The sequence below is a fragment of the Chromobacterium sp. CCUG 30098 genome (assembly GCF_059916605.1).
In genome coordinates this window covers 188,006-202,672 of the sequence record NZ_JAUCGS010000002.1, presented here as the reverse complement: position 1 = coordinate 202,672, position 14,667 = coordinate 188,006, and the positions used below count along the sequence as shown (strand labels likewise).

At 67.5% G+C, this 14,667-nt stretch carries 9 protein-coding genes; 4 read left to right on the top strand and 5 right to left on the bottom strand.

Annotated features, from left to right (window positions below; translation table 11 throughout):
• Positions 1-50: 50 nt before the first annotated feature.
• Positions 51-6,761 carry an SDR family NAD(P)-dependent oxidoreductase gene (locus tag QUG03_RS06600; protein ID WP_500819679.1) on the bottom strand — a complete coding sequence of 2,237 codons (6,711 nt, stop codon included), beginning with the start codon at positions 6,759-6,761 and terminating at the stop codon, positions 51-53.
• Between the two features lie 715 nt (positions 6,762-7,476).
• On the opposite strand from QUG03_RS06600, the gene QUG03_RS06595 reads away from it, so the two are divergent.
• From QUG03_RS06595 to QUG03_RS06580, 4 genes are read left to right on the top strand one after another with little or no spacing between them, the layout of a single operon-like run.
• Entirely contained in the window at positions 7,477-8,604 is a 1,128-nt protein-coding gene (locus QUG03_RS06595; protein ID WP_107799362.1) for an ABC transporter permease, read from the top strand.
• Between the two features lie 10 nt (positions 8,605-8,614).
• Positions 8,615-9,334 (top strand): ABC transporter ATP-binding protein, encoded by a 720-nt coding sequence (locus QUG03_RS06590; protein ID WP_107799363.1) that lies wholly within the window; start codon positions 8,615-8,617, stop codon positions 9,332-9,334.
• The gene (locus QUG03_RS06585) at positions 9,331-10,251 is read left to right on the top strand and encodes an HlyD family secretion protein (protein ID WP_235088887.1); all 921 of its coding nucleotides are present in this window, start codon (positions 9,331-9,333) and stop codon (positions 10,249-10,251) included. Before QUG03_RS06590 ends, QUG03_RS06585 begins: the two co-directional genes overlap by 4 nt.
• Positions 10,248-11,648 carry an efflux transporter outer membrane subunit gene (locus QUG03_RS06580; RefSeq protein WP_500819678.1) on the top strand — a complete coding sequence of 467 codons (1,401 nt, stop codon included), beginning with the start codon at positions 10,248-10,250 and terminating at the stop codon, positions 11,646-11,648. Before QUG03_RS06585 ends, QUG03_RS06580 begins: the two co-directional genes overlap by 4 nt.
• A 33-nt stretch (positions 11,649-11,681) precedes the next feature.
• On the opposite strand, the gene QUG03_RS06575 is transcribed toward QUG03_RS06580, so the two are convergent.
• From QUG03_RS06575 to QUG03_RS06560, 4 genes are all read right to left on the bottom strand, one after another.
• Positions 11,682-13,067: an ATP-binding protein gene (locus tag QUG03_RS06575; RefSeq protein ID WP_107799366.1), complete on the bottom strand. Its 1,386-nt coding sequence runs from the start codon at positions 13,065-13,067 to the stop codon at positions 11,682-11,684.
• A complete protein-coding gene (locus tag QUG03_RS06570) occupies positions 13,064-13,714 on the bottom strand; it encodes a response regulator (RefSeq protein ID WP_107799367.1) in 651 nt (216 codons plus the stop codon). The genes QUG03_RS06575 and QUG03_RS06570 overlap by 4 nt, the downstream gene beginning before the upstream one ends.
• Before the next feature lie 72 nt (positions 13,715-13,786).
• Positions 13,787-14,215, bottom strand: a complete 429-nt coding sequence (locus QUG03_RS06565) for a MarR family transcriptional regulator (RefSeq protein ID WP_107799368.1) — start codon at positions 14,213-14,215, stop codon at positions 13,787-13,789.
• A gap of 4 nt (positions 14,216-14,219) precedes the next feature.
• The gene (locus tag QUG03_RS06560; protein WP_107799369.1) at positions 14,220-14,639 is read right to left on the bottom strand and encodes a DUF488 domain-containing protein; all 420 of its coding nucleotides are present in this window, start codon (positions 14,637-14,639) and stop codon (positions 14,220-14,222) included.
• Positions 14,640-14,667: the final 28 nt, after the last annotated feature.

The following is a 14,667-nucleotide window of genomic DNA, read 5'->3' as shown; positions in this document are numbered from 1 at the left end:
CGTCGCCGCGCTCCGGACCGGCTGCGCCCGCAGGCGCAGCCTTGCTCGCGTCACACCGCCACGCTGGCCTCCGGGTCGCACATCAGCTGCCGCAGCTTCTTCGACACGGTGAACTGCAAGCCGGACAGCTTGCTGTACACCTTGCCGTCGGCGCCGTGGACGGTGACGTCGGCCAGCAGAGTGGTCGCGGTTTGCGCCGTGACCGCCATGCTCAGATAGAAGGCCTGGTCGAAAGCCAGCGGCGCGTACTGCCGCCACTCGGCGATCTGCAGCGGCAGCCCCGCCTTGTCCGACTGCGACATCAGCCAGATCAGCGGCGTTTGCAAGGCCACGTCCGCCAGGTAGGGGTTGAAGGAGTTCACCGGGAACTGCCCCTGTCCGCCCGCGGCGGCCAGCCTACCGCCCGCTTGCAAGCCCTGGCCGTCGAGACGGAACAAGGACTGCACGCCGCGGAAGGCCGGGCCGTGGAACAGCCAGGCGCCGTCGCGCATGTCGCCGTACAGCGGCGCATGCTCCAGCGGCTCGCCCGCCGGCGCCTTGGGCCCGTCCAGCGGCGCTTCCGCCGCCAGCCGGCTCATGGTCACCCGCGCCTGGTAGCGGTTCAGCGCGGCCCCGTCCACCTGGTTGAAGATGCTCACCTCCAGCGTGTGGCGGTCGCCGTTGCCGCCGGCTTCAGCCACCGGCCGCAGTTCGGCGATGAAGCGCCGCTGTTCGCCGGCGTCGAACACCACGCCCTTGAGCACGCGGAAGTCCGTCAGCGTCTCCAGCCGATAGCCGGGCAGCAGGTCTTCGCACAGCTGCACCATCCAGCCGGCCGCGGCGGTGGCCGGCAGCACCGGCTGTCCGCCCACCACGTGATCGCCCAGGAAGCCGTTGACGGCCGGGTCCAGCTCGCGCTCCACCCGGGTCAGCGCCGGCAGGGTCTTCTGCTTGCGCCCCACCTTGTAGCTGCCGCCGCCCACGATCACCTGCGGCACCAGACCGGCGGCGAACTCGTCGACGAAGAACTGCGCGCCCACGGCGGTGGGGATGATAGCCAGGCCGCGGTCGGCGTAGGCCTTCTTCAGCACGTCGTTGACCATGCCGCTGTCCCACGGACCCCAGTTGATGCTGCGCACCTGCTGTTTCGGGTACAGGGTCTGGTACAGATAGGCGAACTTGTTCAGCGCGTCGTTGGCCATCGCGTAATCGGTCTGGCCGGCGTTGCCGAAGAAGCCCGACACCGAGGAGAACAGCATCAGATGACGCAAGCCGTCCGGCTTGACCGCCGCCAACAGGTTCTCCAGCCCTTTCACCTTGGTGTGGAACACCGAGCGGAAATCGGCCGGGGTCTTTTTCTCGATGCGCTTGTCAGCCAGGTTGCCGGCGCCGTGGATGATGCCGCGGATGGGGCCCAGCTGCCGCTGCGCTTCCGCCGCCGCCCGCGCCACGTCCTTGGCGTCGCCGATGTCGCAAGCCAGATAGATGGCCTGGCCGCCGGCCTGCTCGATCCGGGCGATGGTGTCGCGCACCTCGGCCAGTTGCAGCAGCTCCTTGAGCAAGGCGTCCACCTTGACCGGGGTCACCGTCTCGCCCTGCTGTTGCAGATGACGGATGGCGCGCGCCTTGAGCTCGGCCACTTCGCCGCCGCCCTCCGCCCATTCCGGCAGCGGCGCGTCGATGCGGGTGCGGCCCAGCAGCGCGAAGCGGGCCGGATAACGCTTGGCCAGCGCGATCACGCACTCGGCGGTGATGCCGCGCGCGCCGCCGGTGACCAGAAACACGGTCTTGGCGTCGATGCCGGCCACGGCCTGCGGATCGGTCGGCGCCGCCTCGAAGCCCAGCGTCATCCGCTCGCCCTTGACGCCGCGGCCCACTTCGGCCACGTCGGACTGCACGTCGCGCAGCTCTTCCAGCAACATCGCGGCGATGGCGCTCTTGCCGCATTTGGGATCGAAATCCACAGTGCGGCAGAACACGTCTTCCCACTCGATGTTCAGCGCCTTGCTCAGGCCGCTGACGCCGGCGGCGGCCACCGGGAAGGCGGCGCGCCGGGCGGTGCCCAGTTCGCCGTCCAGCTGGCTGGCCACGAAGAAGCAGGCGCGGCCGGGGCCGGGCTGCGTCAGCGAGGGCTGCAGCAGCTTGGCCAGCAGGAACAAGGCCTGAGCGGTGTCGTACTCGGCCGCGGCGAAGGCGTTGGCCAGCGATTTGACGTTGCCGGCCGGCGCTTGCAGGTGGATGAAGCCGCCCACCTGCCCTTCGGCCACCGCGATCCGCGACAGCACGTCTTCCAGCGCCAGCTCGTCGGCGCGTTCCAGCACGTAGTCGTTGACGTGCTTGATCGCCTTGCGCTGGCCCTTGGCCTGCTGCCACTTGAACACCAGCCGCGCCACCTGCTGGCCGTGGGCCAGCAGCTGTTTGGCCACTTCTTCGCTTAAACCCTTGCCGTCGTCGGTCAGCAGCCAGAGCCGGCCGGCGGCCAGCTCCAGCAGGTCCGGCTTGGGCAAAGCTTGTTTCCGCGCCTGAAAACGATGGATGGACGCGGCTACCGTATGGGCATCACTTACAGGGGATTGCTGAGCGAGGGCAGATGCCGTCTCCCGGGGCTCAGCTAGGGATTTTTTTGCTGCGGAGTCCTCCACGGCAACGTCGGACACCAGTTTCTTGGTGGACGACACCACGCCCAGCTGACGCAAAGGCTTGGCCTCCGCCGCCGGGGTTTCGTGCAAGGCGGGCTCGCTGGAGACCGGGGCCGGCGCGGCCTCCGGCGCCGGAGCGGCTTCCGCGGCCGGCGCAGCAGCGCCGCCCTGCTTCAGCTCGGTCAGCAGTTCGGAGATGGTCTGCTTGAAGAAGCCGCCCATCTTGCGGATGTTGCTGAAGGCGTCGATGTCGAAGGTTTCCATGTCCTTCTGTTTTTCCATGTCCTGGAAGTGCGGCACCTCGGCGGACAGCTGGTCGAACATGGCGCCGAAGATTTCCAGGCGCTTGATCGAATCGATGCCCAGGTCGGCTTCCAGATCCATGTCTTCATTGATCATGTCGGCCGGGTAGCCGGTGCGGTCGCTGACGATGGCGATCAGTTGCTTGATCAGGTCGGCCTCGGTCAAGGCTTCGAAGCGCTGGATCAGGGCCTGGTCCTCGGCGCTGATCGCGGCGGCGGGCGCGGCGGCTGCCGGAGCGGGCGCGGCTACCGGGGCCGGCGCGGCGACCGGAGCGGCTGCTTGCGGAATCTCCTGCAGCGTCGGCTTGGGCGCCTGCACCGCGCTCACTTGAGGCGCCGGGGCCGCAGGCGCGGCGGCGGGCTGAGCCAGGGGCGCGGCCGCCGGCAATTCCACCGCGGCGCGCGGCGTCGGCAAGCTCACTTCCAGCGGCGCGCGCTGTTGCAGGCGAGCGGCCACCTGGCCGCCGCGGGCGGCGACGTCGGCGCCCAGCAAAGCTTGCTGGTTGTCGAAATAATGTTCGTGGTTGACGTGGTAGAGCTCCTGGTTCTTGTCCAGCAGCTGCAGGCTCTGGCCCAGGCTGGCCACCACTTCCGTCAGTTGCTGGCTGCCCTGGAATTTCTCCAGCAAGGTGTATTGCTTGTTCATCAGCGAATCCAGCAGCTGAATGTAGTCCTTCTGATTCAGCTGGAACTGCTGGTGCACCTGGCTGAGCATGTTCTGCGCCTGGATTTGCGCGTCCAATACGCTCAATACTTCGTTGTCCGAGCTACTGCGTTGCATGATTCCCTCTCCGCTTATGACATGGACCGGCTCCAGCCACACCATGTCGTCCCTGTTGTCGACCAAAGTTTCCACCACTACCGTACTATCCCGCTCCGTCTCCGGCGCCCGCGGCGGCGAGCTGGCGGCGAGCCGCTCGTCGATGAAGGCGTCGATGACGCGCGTATCCTTGCGCATGGCGTGCGCGCGGCGCTGCTTGGCTTTCTCCGAGTAGAAGAAGCCGCCGCTCATTGTGTAAGTCAGCGCCTTTTTCTTGGGCGCCGTCGCCAGTGGCAGCGCCGCCTGCGGATCGGTGGAGCTCAGCTCCACCCCCTCCACCGCCAGCCGAGCCAGCGCGCGCTTGAATTGCAGGGCTTCCTCGCCGTTGGCGCTGGGGTTCAGCGACACCACCGCGTGCGGCTTGTCCTTGAGGATGTCCGCCACCAGCTTGCCCAGAATGCCCTTGGGGCCGATCTCGACGAAGAGATAACCGCCCTGCTGATGAATGCGTTCAATGGTTTGCTGGAAGCGCACCGGGCTGACCAGTTGGCCGATCAAGGACTGCTTGATCTTGGCCGGGTCGTCGGCGTGGCGCTCGCCGCTGGCGGTGGAATACACCGCGGCTTGCGGCGCCTGGAACGGAATCCCGGCCAGGCTGGCCTCGAACGGCGCGCAAGCGTGGCGCACGAAGTCGGTGTGGAAGGCCGCCGACACCGCCAGCACCTGGCTGCGCACCTTGCGCTCGTTCAGGAACTCGTGGGCCTGGCGGATGATGTCGCCGGCGCCGCCGAACACCAGTTGCTGCTGCGAGTTGTAATTGGCCACCACCAGCTCCGGGAAGCGCTCCAGCACCGCGCTGGCTTCGCTCTCCGGCAGCGAGGCCGCCAGCATCGCGCCCGGCTCGCCGCCCGGCACCGGGCTGGCCACCGCCGCGCCGCGCGCCAGCGAGGCGCGGTAGAAGTTCTCGTCGCTCAAGACGCCGGCGGCCCATAGAGCGGTCACCTCGCCGTAGCTGTGGCCGGCCAGGAAGTCCGGCCGCAGGCCCAGACCGCGCAGCAGCTTGTAGTAGCCGGCGCTGATCGCGCCTATCGCCGGCTGCGCGGTGCGGGTCTGGGTCAGATCCGCCATCTGACGGTCCGCCGTCTCCGCGTCGAAGGCCGGCGGCGGGAAAATCGCCGCCGAAGGCAGCGGCAGCCCGTCGGCGTGCGCCGCGGCGTCCAGGCCCTCCAGGGTTTCGCGCATCGCCGGGTAATCGTTGGCGATGTCGCGGCCCATGTTCACGTACTGCGCGCCCTGTCCGGGGAACAAGGCCACCACGCGGCCGGCCAGCGGGGCCGCCTCGCGCTTGTAGTAAATGCCCAGCGGGTGTTCCCAGTCCTGATCCGGCCGCGCCCGCAGCAGCTTGATCGCCTCGTCCAGCAGGCCGGCCGCCTGTTCGGCGGAGCCCGCGACGAAGGCCAGGCGCGCGGAAGCGGCCGGCGCGCGCGCCGCCGCGCCTTGGTGCAGACGGAACTGATAACCGGCGTCTTCGGCGCGGAAGGCATCCAGCTTGTGCTCGGCCAGCGCCAGCAGCTGCTCCGGGCCGTCCGCGTGCAGCAGCACCACTTCCGGGCGCAGGTTCAGGCGGAAATCGCCCTGCGGCCGCGCCTGATGCTCTTCCATGATGGCGTGGTAGTTGGTGCCGCCGAAGCCGTAGGCGCTCAAGGCGGCGCGGCGCGGCGCGCCGTCCACCGGGCTCAGCCAGGGCCGGCTGTCGATGTTGACGTAGAAGGGGCTGGCGCTGTCCGCCAGTTCGCGGCTGGGCTGGCTGACGTTGATGGTGGGCGGCAACACCTTGTGATAGAGGCCGAGCGCGGCCTTCATCATCGCCGCCGCGCCGGCGGCGCAACGGGTATGGCCGATCTGCGATTTGACGCTGCCGATGGCCACCGAGCCGGGCTGAGCGCCGCCGGCCTCGAACACCGCGCGCAAGCTCTTGATCTCGGTCTCGTCGCCGGACTGGGTGCCGGTGCCGTGCGCCTCCACCAGCTGGATCTCGGCCGGAGAAATGCCGGCGCGCGCGTAAGCGCGTTGCATCGCCTTGACCTGGCCTTCGTGACGCGGCGCGAAAATGCTCTTGGCGCGGCCGTCGCTGGAGGCCTGCAAGGATTTGATCACCGCGTAAACGCGATCGCCGTCGCGCTCGGCGTCTTCCAGGCGCTTGAGCACCAGGAAGCCCACGCCGTCGCCCAGCATCATGCCGTCCGAGGATTCGTCGAAGGGCCGCGACAGATTGCTCTTGGACAGGGCCGGCGTCTTGCTGAAGCACAGGAAGGAGAAGATCGAGTTTTCCAGGTTGACGCCGCCGGTCAGCACCACGTCGCAGCTGCCGTCCACCAGCTCGCCCACCGCCGCCTTGATCGCGGCCAGGCTGCTGGCGCAAGCGGCGTCCACCATATAAGAGGTGCCGCCCAGATCGAAGTAGCTGGCGATGCGGCCGCAGGCGACATTGCCGAGGAAGCCGGGGAAGCTGTCCTCGTTCCATTCCAGATAGAGATGGTTGACGCGGTCGATGACCTCGTCGGCCACCGCGCCGGGCAGGCCGGCGTGGTTCAGCACCTTGCGCAGATACGGCTCCTGCTGACGGAAGGCCAGCGAGAAGGAAGTGTTGCCGTTGCCGGCGCCGCCCAGGATCACGCCCACGCGGTCTTTATCCACCGGCAAGGCGTCCTCGCCCACCAGCCTGGCGTCCAGCATCGCCTGTTTGGCCACGTGCAGCGCGAAGATCTGCGCGGTGCTGATGGACTCCAGCATCAGCGGCGGCAGTTTGAATTCCACCGGATCGAAATCGATGGCCGGCACGAAACCGGCGCGATGGCCGTAAGTTTTGTCGGCGGCGCTCGGGTCCGCGCTGTAATAGTCTTCCTTGCGCCAGTACTCATCGCCGTTCTTCTGGTCGATGTCGGTCAGGGAATCCTTCTTGTCGACGATATTGGTCCAGAAATCGTACAAGGTGGCCGCATCGGGAAAGTGGCTGGCCATGCCCACAATCGCGATATCCACCGTGCCCGGTCCTATCCTGCTCGATACGGTCTTGCTCATTGCTCCTCCCGCGGTGAACCTGCTGTTTCGCATCATTCGCTTGCCGCCGCGCACCAACCGGGAAGCGCAATCGCCGGCCGCACGGCCAGGGTCGACTGCCTTTCTTTAAATCCGGTCCCGCACGCAAAGCCTGGATCGAATTCGCGTCCGGCGAACCGCCGCACGCGCCTGCTGCCTATTACGCAAACCACATCCAAAACCGCGATCTCAACTTGACAAAATCTTTACAACCGAAACTGTCAAATCCGGTTTTGGAAAATTATGACGTTGAAATCTTAGTGTTTCCTTAGGGCTTTCTTGCAGTTGACTGATTTACCTCCACAGATCTGGAGAAAAATATATACAGAACAAAGCAAGTCATTGATTTTAATAATGTATCTTTATTGACACACCAATGCCAAAGTCATTATTTTTTAGTAAATCCATTACTGAAAAATAAAAAACCCAAGCTTGAAAAAGAAAACTGAGGAGAGTCTGAGCAGGCAATAAGAACAGCGGCTTATTGAATTGGCATTCAAATTCAATATCCAGACTAATACCAGTGGTATTAATACTAGGGAAATCCCGTACGCCGACTCCGCCTTATTCACGCTTGGCCGCGCTCAGAAAACCCTAAGCAGGAATAGGCATACTGCCCTCATTTCACCCCGGAGACAGTCATGCCCCAGCCCAACCATCCCCCCTGCCGGCCCGGCTGCAGCGCGGAGGCCTGACCATGGTCTCCCTCGCTCGCGCCTCGCTGATCTACGAGTGGCGCCGCTTCCTGCCGGCGGTGCTGGCGGTGGCTTTCGCCGGCCTGCTGGTGCAAGTGCAGCTCAGCCTGCTCTTGGGCATGTTCAGCTCGGTAGGCGTTTACATAGACCGCTCCAGCGCCGATCTTTGGGTGGGCTACCCGGCCACTCAGAGCGTGGATCTGGCCCGGCCGATTCCCGGCAAGACCGAGAACAACCTTTGGGCGCATCCCGAAGTCACCTCGGTGGAACGCTTCACCTGGACCATGGCGGACTGGCAGCGTCCCGGCGGCGGCAAGCTCAGCGCGGTGCTGATCGGCATCGACCCGCGCCCGCAGGCGATGACCTTCGCCACCTTGCTGACCCCGGCGCTGCGCCAGGAGCTGACGGTGCCCAGCACTGTGCTGGTGGATGAGAGCGATCTGGAAAAGCTGGGCGTCAAGATCGGCGACTACGCCGAACTCAGCGGCAAGCGGGTACGCATCGGCGGCACCGTCAACGGCATGCGCGCAATGGGCGGGGCCAACATCCTGACCTCGCTGAACACCGCGCGCCGCATCGATCCCAATCTGCGCAACGACGCCACCGACTACTTCCTGGCCCGGCTGCGCGACCCCAGCCGCGCCGAACTGGTGCGCGACCAGCTGCAGCCGGCCGGCAGCTTCAAGCCCTTCCAGGTGTGGACCGCCGAGGAGTTCTCCATCCAGTCGCAGGTGTATTGGCTGTTCGAGTCCGGCGCCGGCTCCGGCTTCCTGTTTTCCTCCGCGCTGGGCCTGCTGGTCGGCATCGTCATCACCAGCCAGACGCTGATGGCGGCCATCGTCGCCGCACTGCGCGAATACGCCACCTTGCGCGCCTTGGGCGTGTCCTCCTCCTCCTTGCGCGCCGTGATCCTGGAGCAGTCCTTCTGGGTCGGCCTCGCCGGCCTGGTGATCACCGCCGTGGTCGGCGCGCTGCTGGTGATGGCCGCGCGCCACGCCCACATCGCGCTGGAAGTGCCGGTGTGGGGCTGCCTGGCCACCGGCACCCTGGTGCTGGGCATCGCTCTGCTGTCCGGTCTGTCCGCGCTGCGCGCGCTGAACCAGGCCGAACCCTCCACCCTATTGCGATAAGGAGACTCTCATGTCCGCCTCTCCCGCCATCGTCGGCGAAAACCTGAACCGCTCGTTCAGCAACGGCAAGACCGAGCAAACCGTGCTCACCAATATCTCGCTGTCCATCCTGCCCGGCGAACTGACCCTGATCATCGGTCCGTCCGGCTCCGGCAAAAGCACCTTGCTGTCCGTGCTATCCGGCCTGCTGCCGCCCAGCTCCGGCCGCGTCACCGCGCTGGGGCTGGAGCTGACCCGGCGCTCCATCGAGGAATTGAGCCGCTTCCGCCTGGAGCATTGCGGTTTCGTGTTCCAGGGCTTCAATCTGTTCGCCTCGCTGACCGCGCTGGAAAACGTGCTGCTGCCGCTGAACTACGGCCCCAAGATCAGCAAGCCGGAAGCCGAGAAGCGCGCCCAGGAGGCGCTGGAACTGGTGGGCCTGGGCCCGCGCGCCAAGCTGCGGCCCATGGAATTGTCCGGCGGCGAAAAGCAGCGCGTCGCCATCGCCCGCGCGCTGGTCAAGCGGCCCAAGCTGATGTTCGCCGACGAGCCCACCAGCGCGCTGGACAGCCATAACGGCCAAGTGGTGATCGACCTCTTGCACCAGATCGCCCAGGAACAAGGCACCACGGTGCTGGGCGTGTCGCACGACAACCGCCTGATCAAACACGCCGACCGCGTCATCACCCTGGAAGACGGCCAGGTGGTCAAAGACCTGCGCGTCCATAACACGCCGATGGAGGTAGCATGAGCAGCCCTATTCCCAAGACCCCGCTGCGCCTGGGCCCGCTGCTGGCCTTGAGCCTGTTGCTGGCCGGCTGCTCCGAGCCCCCTCCCCCCGCGCCGGTCCAGCAATCGCCGTGGGCCGCCATCGCCAAGGGCCGCGTCAGCATAGAAGGCGGGGTGATCAATATCGCCGCGCCGCGCGCCGGCATCATTCGCGAGGTGTCGGTGGAAGAAGGCGCCGAGGTCAAACCCGGCGCGGTGCTGGCCCGCATCGACGACCGCGAGGCCAATCTGGCGATGAAGGTGCGCGAGCAGGAGCGCGACGAGGCGCGGCAGGCGCTGACGCTGCTGCAGGTCAAGCACGCCATCGCCCAGCGCGAGCTGCAACGAGTGTCCGCGCTGAGCGGCGACGAGGTGGTGTCCAAGCAGGAAAAAGACAACGCCCGCGATCAGGTCAAGCTCAGCGCCTCCGAACTGGCCCGCCAGCAGGCGGCGGTGGCCACCGCCGACGCGCAAGTGGCGGCCAGCAAGCTGGAAGTGGATCAACACGTGGTCCGCGCGCCGCTGGCCGGCCGCATCATCCGCCGCCAGGCCCGCCCCGGCGACGGCACCTCCACGCTGAACGTGACGCCGCTGTTCATGTTCGCCCCCAACGGGCCGCGCATCGTTCGCGCCGACCTGGAAGAACGCTATGTGGGCTTGGTGACGGCGGGACAGGCGGCCGAGGTGACGCTGGAAGCGGACGAAACCAAGGTCTACAAGGCCAAGGTGCTGCGGCTGGGCCAGGTGTTCGGCAACCGCCCGGACAACGACGACCCCAATGAGAAACAGGACGTGCGCGTGATCGAATGCGTGCTGGCGCTGGTGGACGCACCGGAAATCCGCATCGGCCAGCGAGTGCTGGTGCGCATCGCCCGACAAGACAAGGCGGGCAAGCCATGATGCGCCCCATCGCTCTGCTGCTGCTCCTGGCGCTTGGCGGCTGCGCCGGGCTGGAGCCTTCGCGCCCGACGCCGGCACTGCCGGAACGCTACGGCCGGACCCTGCCCGGCGCCGGCCCGGACGCCCAGGCCTGGGACGGTTTCGGCGATCCCGGCCTCAGCCGCTGGATAGCCGCGGTGCGCGAGGGCAACACCGACCTCGCCGCCAGCCTGGCGCGGCTGGACGCCGCGCGCGCCGAACTGGGCGTGCTCAACGCCGACCGCTATCCCAAGCTGGACTTCGAACAATCGGTGGAACGGCGCAAACTGTCCAAATTCGATTTGGGCGAAGTGAGCGAAGACACCGCCAATCCCAGCACCCGCTACAGCACGCGGCTGGCGCTGGGCTATGAAGTGGACTTGCGCGGCCGGGTCAGCGCCGCGACGCGCGCCGGCCGCGCCGACCTCAAGGCCAGCGGCGGCGACCTCGACGCGCTGGGCCTGAGCCTGGCGCGGCAAACCGCCGAACTGTGGCTGACCCGGGCGGAGCTGGCCGCCGACATCGAACTGGTCCAGGAGGCCGCGCGGCTGCGCCAGCGGCTGCTGGCCGGCGTCGCCGCCAAACGCCGCGTCGGCCTGGCCAGCGGCCGGCAACTGCTGGAACCGGACAGCGAGGCCAGCGAAGCCGCCCGTCTGGTCGCTCAACAAGGCGACGCGCTGAAGCGGGTGGAGCGCAGCCTGTGCCAGCTGGCCGCCAAAATGCCGGACGCCTGCGGGCTGCCGCCGGCGCGTCCGCTGCGCGAACTCCGGCTGCCGGAAGTGGGCGGCGACGTGCCGGCCCGGCTGCTGCAGCGCAGGCCGGATCTGAGCGCGGCCCAGGCCCGCTACGACGCCGCGCGCGCGCGCATCGACGAAGCCGAGGCCGCCCGCTGGCCGTCGCTGACCCTGAACGGCGGGCTGGGCATCAGCGCCGGCAGCTGGTCCGGTCTGCGCGGCAGCAAGGTGCTGAACTGGTCGCTGCTGCCGCAGCTGGACATTCCGCTGTTCGACACCGGCAAGCGCAAGGCCGAGGCCCAGCGCGCGCGCTCCGCCGCCGCCGAGCAATACGCGGCCTGGCGCGGCGCCGTCACCCGCGCGGTGTACGAGGTGGAAGACGCCGCCGCCTCCGCCCATTTCGCCAGAACCGATCAGGAGGCCAGGCAGCGCCAATACGTGGACGCCAGCCGCCGCTTGCGCGCCGAGCGCGACGCGCGCGGCGTGGGGCTCAGCGACGGCCAGGCGGAATGGCGCGCGCAACTGGCAGAGCTGCAGGCGGAACAGGGCGTGCAAGGCGCGCGCCGCCAGCAATTGCTGGCGGCGGCCAATCTGATCGCCGCGCTGGGCGGCGGCTGGGAGGGCGCGGACAAGAGCGCGCCCTGAGAAGCGATGAAGCGATGCGGGAGCGCGGCGGCCTCAAGCCGGCCGCGCGTCGCAGCGCGGCAGGCGGATTTCCACGCCCAGGCCGTTGCCGTGCAGGCCGTCGGTCAGCAGCAGGCTGCCGCCGTGCAGCTCCACCACCCGCTTGACGATGGCCAGCCCCAGGCCGCTGCCGGTCACGGTATTGTCGGGCAGGCGCACGAAACGCTTCAGCACCTGCTCCCGCCACTGCGGCTCGATGCCCGGCCCGTCGTCCAGCACCGCCAGCCTCACATTGGAAAACCCCTCGCTGACTTCCACATTGATGCAAGCGCCGTCCGGGCAGTAACGGATGGCGTTGTCCAGCAGATTGTCCAATAGGCTATCCATCGCGCTGGCGTCGCCGCAGCAGGCCGCCGTCTGCGCGCCGTCGTAGGCCAGCGTGATGTTGCGCTCCATCGCTCGCGGCACCTGGCGCGCCAGCGCCGCGCGCGCCAAGGCCGCCAGATCGAAGGATACCGGCAGCACCCGCGCCGATTCCGCGTCCAGCCGCGACAACGTCAACAGCTTGCCCACCAGTTCGCCGCTGCGGCCTATGCTGGCGTCCAGCAAGGCCGCCAGCGCCGCCCTCTCCTGTTCGGACTCCGCGCGCGCCAGCAGATGCACTTGCGCGCCTATCGCCGCCAGCGGCGTGCGCAGCTCGTGCGCCGCGTCGGCGAAGAAGCGCTGCTCGCCCTCGCGAAAAGTCGCCAGCCGCGACAACAGCTCGTTGACGGAATTGAACACCGGCCGCAGTTCCTGGTATTCGGGGTCGGCGCAGGCCAGCGGCGCCGTCGATTGCACATCGCGCGAGGTGATGGTGGTGGCCAGCGTCGCCAAGGGCTGCAGGGCGCGGCCGTAACCGACGCGCAGCAGCAGCATGATGATGGGCACCGCGGCAATCAGCGGCAGCAGGAAGAAGATCAGGATTTCGGCCTGCACCCGCTGCACGAAGCTGCGCGCGATCGCCAACTGCACCCGGACCTCGTCGCCGCTCGCCGTCAGCATGCGCCAGCGCCCCTGGTTGGCCGGCGCGCCGCCGCTGGGCGGCTGCTCCAGCTCCGGCCAGGCGCTGGACACCGCCAGCAGGCGCTGGCGCTTGTCGACGATGCGGTAGGCCAGCTCGTCCTTGACCGGCGGCCTTTCGCTATAGCCGTGGCCGAACTGGCCGATCAACTGATCGACGACGCGGGCGCGCTCGCTTTCCTTGATGTCGGCGCTGTAGACGGTGGCCAGGGTGCGCGCCAGCCCGCGCAAATCGCCGTCCAGATAGCCGGAACCGACCCGGGTCACTTCCCAATAAAACCAGGCGAACAGGACCAGCCACACCGCCAATAGGGTGCTCAGACTGGTCCATAACAGCCGCCGGTAGAGCGAGCGCCGCGCCAGCGAGGGGATGATCATGCCGGCTTGGGCAGCAGATAGCCGACGCCGCGTATGGTGCGGATCCAGTCCGAACCCAGCTTGCGCCGCAGATTGTGGACATGCACTTCCAGCGCGTTGTCGGACTCGCAGCACAGATGCTCGACCAGGTGCTCGCGGCTGACCACCTTGCCGGCCTTGCGCACCAGTTCGAACACCAGCGCGAACTCGGACGGCGACAAGGCCACCGCCGCGCCGCCCATCGACAGCTCTCGGGTTTCGGCGTTGATGCACAAATCGCCGATCTGCCAATTGGCCGACACGAAGCCGCTGCTGCGCCGGGTCACCGCCTGCAGCCGGGCCAGCAGCTCGGGAATCGCGAAGGGCTTGACCAGGTAATCGTCGGCGCCGTTGTGCAGGCCGGCCAGCCGGCTCTCCAGCGCGTCGCGCGCGGTCAGGATGATGACCGGCAGCGTCGATCCGTTGCCGCGCAACTCCTGCAGCAAATGCAGGCCCTCGCCGTCCGGCAAGCCCAGATCCAGCAGCAGCGCGTCCTGCGGCTCCTCGGCCAGAAAGGTGCGCGCCTCCTTCAAACGCCTCACCCAGACGGTGCGAAAGCCGGCCTGGCGCAAAGCCTGCCCCAGCGCCTCGCCCAATGCCAGATCGTCCTCCACCAACAGTATGTTCACGGGATATCTCCGCTCGCCAAAACAATGTCAAAATCATGCCAGAGCGCCATGGCAAAAGCTACCGCGCCGGCGTCAATCCTCGGGCTGCAAGAGATGATCCAGCGACAGCACATCGCCCAGCCGCCGCAGGGCCTGCAACTCCTCGCGATGCTCTCGCGCCAGACATTCCGCCAGCGCCTCGCCCTTGGGCAGCAGCCGCACTTCCACGCAGCGGCGGTCGTCCCGCCCCGGGCTGCGCGCCACCAGCCGCTGTTGCTCGCAGCGGCTGATCAGGCCCACCACGCTGTGGTGGTGCGACTGCAGCCGCTCGGCCAGTTCGGCCACCGTGGCCCAGTCGCGGCCGGGAAAGCCCTTGATCTGCAGCAATAGCAGGTATTGCAGCATGGTGATGCCGTGGCGCTGGGCCGCCTCCTCGCTGAAACGCTGGAAGCGGCGCAAACGATAGCGGAAGTCCGCCAGACGTTCGAAATCCTGTTTGGAGAAGCTGGATGGCTCGGGCATGCGGTCAATGATCCAGCAAGGCGCGGTAGCACACCGGCGACGCCAGCTCTCCGGCCTCGATGCGCGCTATCTCGTCCAGCTTGTCGCCCAGGAATTGCGCCAAGGCCTGCGCCGGCTGCTTGTCGCCGCCGCCCGCGTGCAGCAACACCAGGCCGCCGCGGCGGCTGGCCTTCCACAAGGGCCACCAGCGCTGCGGGTTCGCCGCCAGGTCGGCCCAATACACCTCGCAGAAGGTGGGCCAATGACGGTCGTCCTGGCGCAGCCATTTCAGCAAACCGGGCGCGGGCGCCACGCTTTTGAGCCAGTGGGCGGCGTCCAGCGCCTGCCGCGGCAAGCCCTTCGGCCAGGTCTCCTCGATCAGAAAAGCGTTATCAAGCCCCGGCCGGTATTCGCTCACCGGCAATAGGCGAATGGTTGCGTCCATTGCGTCACTCCTTATTTCATCTGGCGGC

Coding starts and splice junctions, on each gene's coding strand:
- QUG03_RS06580 (WP_500819678.1), top strand. CDS start 10,248: ATGATGCGCCCCATCGCTCTGCTGCTGCTCCTGGCGCTTGGCGGCTGC.
- QUG03_RS06575 (WP_107799366.1), bottom strand. CDS start 13,067: ATGATCATCCCCTCGCTGGCGCGGCGCTCGCTCTACCGGCGGCTGTTA.
- QUG03_RS06595 (WP_107799362.1), top strand. CDS start 7,477: ATGGTCTCCCTCGCTCGCGCCTCGCTGATCTACGAGTGGCGCCGCTTC.
- QUG03_RS06585 (WP_235088887.1), top strand. CDS start 9,331: ATGAGCAGCCCTATTCCCAAGACCCCGCTGCGCCTGGGCCCGCTGCTG.
- QUG03_RS06565 (WP_107799368.1), bottom strand. CDS start 14,215: ATGCCCGAGCCATCCAGCTTCTCCAAACAGGATTTCGAACGTCTGGCG.
- QUG03_RS06590 (WP_107799363.1), top strand. CDS start 8,615: ATGTCCGCCTCTCCCGCCATCGTCGGCGAAAACCTGAACCGCTCGTTC.
- QUG03_RS06600 (WP_500819679.1), bottom strand. CDS start 6,761: ATGAGCAAGACCGTATCGAGCAGGATAGGACCGGGCACGGTGGATATC.
- QUG03_RS06560 (WP_107799369.1), bottom strand. CDS start 14,639: ATGGACGCAACCATTCGCCTATTGCCGGTGAGCGAATACCGGCCGGGG.